The sequence below is a fragment of the Simplicispira sp. genome (assembly GCF_028687295.1).
GTDB classification, from domain to species: Bacteria; Pseudomonadota; Gammaproteobacteria; order Burkholderiales; family Burkholderiaceae_C; genus Simplicispira; species Simplicispira metamorpha.
The window spans coordinates 1-5679 of record NZ_JAQUAL010000185.1 but is presented as its reverse complement, the minus strand read 5'-3'; the positions used below and the strand labels follow the sequence as shown (position 1 = coordinate 5679).

Annotated in this window: 4 protein-coding genes and 2 pseudogenes; 1 reads left to right on the top strand and 5 read right to left on the bottom strand. The window is 64.9% G+C overall.

All coding sequences use genetic code 11. From position 1 onward, the window contains the following. Nucleotides 1-235 (top strand): annotated as a pseudogene (locus PHX69_RS14995) (chemotaxis protein); the annotation flags it as partial. A 46-nt stretch (nucleotides 236-281) separates the two neighbouring features. On the opposite strand, the gene queF reads toward PHX69_RS14995, so the two are convergent. The 5 genes and pseudogenes from queF to PHX69_RS14970 form a co-directional block, all read right to left on the bottom strand. After that, nucleotides 282-1133, bottom strand: a complete 852-nt coding sequence (gene queF, locus PHX69_RS14990) for an NADPH-dependent 7-cyano-7-deazaguanine reductase QueF (protein WP_288044755.1) — start codon at nucleotides 1131-1133, stop codon at nucleotides 282-284. Nucleotides 1134-1227: 94 nt separating this feature from the next. Further along, nucleotides 1228-3375 (bottom strand): methyl-accepting chemotaxis protein, encoded by a 2148-nt coding sequence (locus tag PHX69_RS14985; RefSeq protein WP_288044753.1) that lies wholly within the window; start codon nucleotides 3373-3375, stop codon nucleotides 1228-1230. A gap of 28 nt (nucleotides 3376-3403) precedes the next feature. Beyond that, entirely contained in the window at nucleotides 3404-4303 is a 900-nt protein-coding gene (locus PHX69_RS14980) for a 2OG-Fe(II) oxygenase (protein WP_119012054.1), read from the bottom strand. 20 nt (nucleotides 4304-4323) lie between these two features. Then, nucleotides 4324-5139 (bottom strand): peroxide stress protein YaaA, encoded by an 816-nt coding sequence (yaaA, locus tag PHX69_RS14975; RefSeq protein WP_288044751.1) that lies wholly within the window; start codon nucleotides 5137-5139, stop codon nucleotides 4324-4326. A 118-nt stretch (nucleotides 5140-5257) separates the two neighbouring features. Continuing rightward, nucleotides 5258-5679 (bottom strand): annotated as a pseudogene (locus PHX69_RS14970) (Rne/Rng family ribonuclease); the annotation flags it as partial.

Here is a 5679-nt window from a genome sequence, read left to right as displayed (position 1 = left end):
GATTGAAGAGGTGGTGCAGTCGGTGGCCCACGTCAATGCGCTGATGGGGCAGATCGGCATGGCCACGCGCGAGCAGTCGCAAGGCATTGCCCAGGTCAACGAGGCCGTCATCGACCTGGACCGCGTGACGCAGCAGAACGCTGCTTTGGTCGATGCCTCGGCGCAATCGGCCAATGCCATGAGCCACAACGCTGCCGTTTTGGGGCGCACTCTGGCCGTTTTCCGGCTGCCTTGAGTCCGGCCAGGTGCGGCTGTGCCGGGCGCGGCGTTGTGCCCGCGCGTTACTGGCGGGCCGTGCGGATGTTGCGCGGCAGCGCCTGCGGGTGGCTGGTGCGCAGCGGGTTGATGTCCAGGCCACCGCGCCGGGTGTAGCGCGCATACACCGTCAGCTTGATGGGTTTGCAGCGCGTCCAGATGTCCATGAAGATGCGTTCCACGCACTGCTCATGGAATTCGTTGTGGTTGCGAAAACTCACGATGTATTGCAGCAGCCCTTCCTGGTCGATCTGCGGGCCGCTGTAGGCAATTTGCACGCTGCCCCAGTCGGGCTGGCCCGTGACCAGGCAATTGCTTTTGAGCAGGTGGCTGACCAGCACCTCATTGACCGGGGCTTCATTGAATTGCGCCGTGAGCAGCTCGGGGGCGGGCTGGTACTGCGTGCATTCCACATCCAGCCGGTCGAGGTTCAGGCCATCGAGTTCGTGCACCGGCTCGCGGTCAAACATGTCGGGCAGCAGCAGTTTCACGCCCACCGTGGCTGGGTGCGCTGCGCCGCGCCAGGCGGCTTCGCTCACATCGGCACGGATGCGCGCCTGTACTTCGGCAGCATCGGCAAAGCGCGTGTTGTTGAAGCTGTTGAGGTAGAGCTTGAAGGATTTGCTCTCAATGATGTTGGGGGTTTCGCAGGGCACGGTGATGTGCGCCAGCGCCACCTGCGGCTTGCCACGCAGGTTCAGCCACGACAGCTCGAAAGCCGTCCACAGGTCAGCACCAAAAAATGCGGGCGCTGCGGTGATGCCGATTTCGGCACGCTTGCCCGCGCGCGCCAGCGGAAAGAGCAGGGTGGCATCGTACTGGTCGGCATAGGCCGATGCCTTGCCCAGCTGGGATTGTTCGGGCGTGTGGGATGTCATGGCACAAGAAGGTTGATTTGCTATTTATTTAATAGCTGCAAGCGCTTGCTGCGTAAGCGCTTGCAGCCATTTTTATCATAATTTTTGGGGCGGCTTAGAAGCTTTCCCAGTCGTCGTCCTTGCCGGGGCTTTGGGGGGCTTTGGCGGGGGTGTTGGCCAGGGTGGGTGCCGTGCTGCTGCGTACCGGCATGGGGCGCGCTGGTGCCGGGCGCGGTGCGGGCATGGCCACACGCGCCGGGGTGGGCGCGGGTGCTGGCCGTGGCGCTGCGGTGGGGGTGGCCCGCGCCGCGCCGGTGCCTGCACCGAGCTGGAACACGGCCACGGTTTGCACCAGGTCTTGGGCCTGGTTTTGCAGGCTGGTGGCGGCGGCGGCCATTTCTTCGACCAGGGCCGCGTTTTGCTGCGTGACCTGGTCCATCTGCGTGATGGCTTCACCGATTTGCCCGACGCCCGCGCTTTGCTCAGCACTGGCCGCGCTGATGTCGCCCATGATGTCCGTGACCCGCTGGATGGCCTGCACCACCTCGGTCATGGTCTGGCCGGCCTGATCGACCTGGGTTGCACCCACCTCGACACGGCCCACGCTGGCGCCAATCAGGGCCTTGATTTCTTTGGCGGCCTCGGCGCTGCGCCCGGCCAGGCTGCGCACTTCGGCGGCTACCACGGCAAAGCCCCGGCCTTGTTCCCCGGCGCGAGCGGCTTCTACGGCGGCGTTGAGCGCCAGGATGTTGGTCTGGAAGGCAATGCCGTCGATCACGCCGATGATGTCGGCAATCTTGCGCGAGCTGTCGTTGATGTCCTTCATGGTGGCGATCACCCGCGCCACGGCTTCGCCGCCCTGGACGGCCACGCTGGAGGCACTGCGCGCCAGCTCATTGGCGTGGCGTGCGTTGTCGGCGTTCTGGGTGACGGTGCTGCCCAGTTGCTCCATGGAGGCGGCCGTTTGCTCCAGCGCGCTGGCCTGGCTCTCGGTGCGCCCGGACAGATCGTGGTTGCCCTGGGAGATTTGGGCGCTGGCGGTGGCCACGCTCTCGGCGCCCTGGCGCACATTGGCCACCACGCTGGCCAGGCTGTTTTGCATGTGTTGCAACTGCGCCATCAGGCTGGTGGTGTCTTGGGGGCGCACGGCAATGGGCTGGCTCAGGTCGCCATGTGCCACCCGCGCAGTGATGCCCGCAGCATCGTCAGGCTCGCCCCCAATGGGCCGCAGCACCAGGCGATCGAGCGCAAAAGCCAGTCCCAGAGAGACCAGCAGAATGCTCAAAACCCCCAGCCCGATGGCGGTCAGGCGCTGTTGCTGCACTTCGCTGAGGATGGTGTCGTTGGGCACGGTGACGGCAAAAGACCAGGGCGTCTTGGTCATGCCGATCTGGATGGGAACGTACACCCGGGTGACGTCGGTCTCCAGGCGCTGGTTGAAGAAATTGGTCTGCAAGATGCTGCCCTGGGCGATGGCCTGTTTGGCCTGCTCCAGGCCATCGCCCAGGTCTTTGCCCACGTTTTCTGCATCGCGGTCGCCCACGTAAATGCCTTTGTTCGACAGCAAGCTGGCGTAGCCGGTGTCGTAGACGCGGATTTTTTCCACGGTTTGCTGCAAATTGGCCAGGGCCATGTCAATGCCCGCCACGCCCATAAAACGGCCATCGATCAAGATGGGAGCGACCAGGGTGGTCATCAGTACGGATTTGCCTGCCACCGTGTAGCTGTAGGGCTCCAGCACGGTCTCCTGGCCACTGGCCTTGGCCAGCTGGTAGAAGTCGCCCGCGCCGGGCTTGTCGTAATCGACCAGGGGTTCGACGCTGATGGTGCCGCTGCCACGGTTCCAGTAGGGAACGTAGCGGCCACTGGCGTCGTGCCCGGGCTGGTTGGCGTATTCACTGTCTTTGCCGTCGAAGGCGTTGGGTTCCCAGCCCGTCCAGACGCCCAGAAAAGCCGGGTTGCCCGCCAGCACGCCTTTGAGGAGGGCGTCGGCGCTGGCCCGGTCGGTCAGACCGGCGGTTTTCAGGCTGCCCAGGGCGTGTGCCAGGGTGCGCGCGGAGTCCAGTGCCTGCTCTATGTTGGCGGTGGCCTTGGCACCTTCGTTGGCGGCCAGTTGGGTGGTGTATTGCAGCGCTGTCTTGTGTTGCAGGTTGCCCGCCTGGCGGGTCAGCACTGTCAGCGTGATGGCGTAGCCTGCTAGAACGATGAGTACGACCAGCAGCAGCAGCCTGGTGCGCAGGGACATTTTCTTGTGGTTTGTCATGGTGGGGTTTGCAGGAAGGAAAAGCGCTTCAAGTGAATTCTCGTTCGCGCAGCCACTTGGTGGCCACCCACTTTTCGCCTGCCAGCACGGGCGCACCACCATGCAGGGTGCGTGTGCTGGGGTGGGGACGTTCGTAGCTGAAGAACACGGCGTTGCCACGCTGGGGGGCCACTTCCAAGTGAACGTCGGGGAAGGTGGTGCCCCCGCCCTGGGCTGGTGTGTTGAGGTACATCACCAAGGTGGCTACGCGCTGGCCACCCCGGCGCAAGATGCGGGTCGTGCTGGGCTCTGTGGGGTCGAAATAGTCGTAGTGCGGCTTGTACTGGGCGCCGGGCAGGTAGCGCAGCACTTGCAGACCTTCGCCGTTCTCAATAGGCCAGTGCAGCAGTTGCGCAATCCGTTCTTCCAGGGCTTGCACCAAGGGGATTTCGCCGCGCTCAAAGAACATGCCGTCGCTGGTGCGGTCGTCATTGACTTCTTCAGTGGCGCTGTTGGAGGCCACGGTGAGCGAGCGCGCCATGCGCGGGCGCGCAGCAGCAATCAGCGCCTCGCATTCATCGCCCGAGAGCAGGTTGCCAAACACCGCCAGCCGTGGGTTGGCCATGGACAGCAGCACGTCGATGGAGCGGTCAGCGACCGCCAGGCGCGTGGGTGAATCGTGCAGGGCGGGCATGGGCACGGGCACAGCGGGCGGCATGCCGCGCTGCGCAGCCACTTCGTCCAGATGCTCACGCAGGGTGGTTTGCAGGGCGGTCAGGGCTACGTCTTCATCCCAGCCTGCTGCCTGCATGGACTGCAGCAAGGCGGGTGCAGCCACGTTGGCTTGGGCTTGGGCAATGATCCAGGCGCGCAGTTCAGGGGTGATGGCGGGCGCCGCAGCAACTGCGCCAGCGCCACGGGTGGTGGGGATGTGGTGGCTGTGGGTCATGGCCGTATTTTGTGCCTGATTCAATCGTTGCGGCGCCTAAATACCAGCCGATCGGGTGTGGAGGCGGCACGGTCAAAGGCGTAGCCTTCGGCATCAAAGTGCTGCAACTGCTCTGGTTGGGTGCAGCGCTGGCGGATGGCGTAGCGTGCCATCAGGCCCCGCGCGCGCTTGGCATGAAAGCTGACGATCTGGTAGCGGCTGCCTTTCCATTCTTCAAACACGCACTCCACCACGCGCGCCTGTAGCGCTTTGCGATCAACGGCTTTGAAGTACTCCTGCGATGCTAGGTTGAGCACGACCGGCGCGGTGGCAGGGGCCTCTGCTGGCATATCTGGCGCGTTGCTGCTGGCTGCTGCCAGCTGCTGGTTCAGGCACTGCGCGATTTGCGCGCCCCAAAACTGGTAGAGCGAGCTGCCGGCACTGGTGCGCACGCGCGTGCCCATCTCCAGCCGGTAGGGCTGCATCCAGTCCAGCGGGCGCAGCACGCCGTACAGGCCACTGAGGATGGCCAGGTGCGCTTGCGCCCAGTCCAGATCTGCATGGCTGAGGGTGTGTGCGTCCAGGCCCTCGTACACATCGCCATTGAAAGCCAGCACGGCCTGGCGGGCGTTGTCGGCGCTGAACTGCGGCGTCCAGCTGGCGTAGCGCGCTACGTTCAGTGCCGCCAGCGCATCACTGATTTTCATCAGCGAGGCGACCTCTTGCGGTGATTGTTCGCGCAGCAGCGCTATGAGTTGGCTCGATTGCGGAATAAAGCGCGGCAGGGTGTGGGCCAGCCCTGCGGGCACAGGCGTGTCGTAGTCCAGTGATTTGGCGGGAGACAGCAGGATCAGCATGGCATGGGTGCAGACGAAAGGGCACAAAAAGAAGCGCCGACCCGGGGTGAGCAGGTCGGCGCGTGGGGAATGGTTTCAGGGGCGCGCGCAGCGCGCAGCCCCTGGGATGCGCCGGGCCTCAGGCCTGGGGCGGCTGCTCAAACGGCAGTTGCAGGTCACGCAGATCGCGGCGGGTTTCCACCAGCACCAGCGGGCCTTCGTCGATCACGACGGGCGCTGGCCGTGGACGCGGCACATGCACGGGGCGGGGTTCTGCGGCAATGGCTGCCTGTACTGCGGCCACTTTGTCTGCATCGGAATTGACCCACTGCAAACCGCAGCTTTGCGCAATCTCCTGCATCTGCACTATGGGCAATACATAGGGCTGCACGCGCGGCATGGTGCCGGTGTTGGCAGCAGCCTGTGCAGGCGCAGCTACCGGCGCGGGTGCTACAGGGGCCGGAGCCGCTGCGGGCGCAGCTGCGGCTGGCGCGGCGGTTGCGGCGGGCGCTGGGGCGGGTGCGTCGGCAGGCACCGTGGCGGCGCTGGCCTGATCAGCGC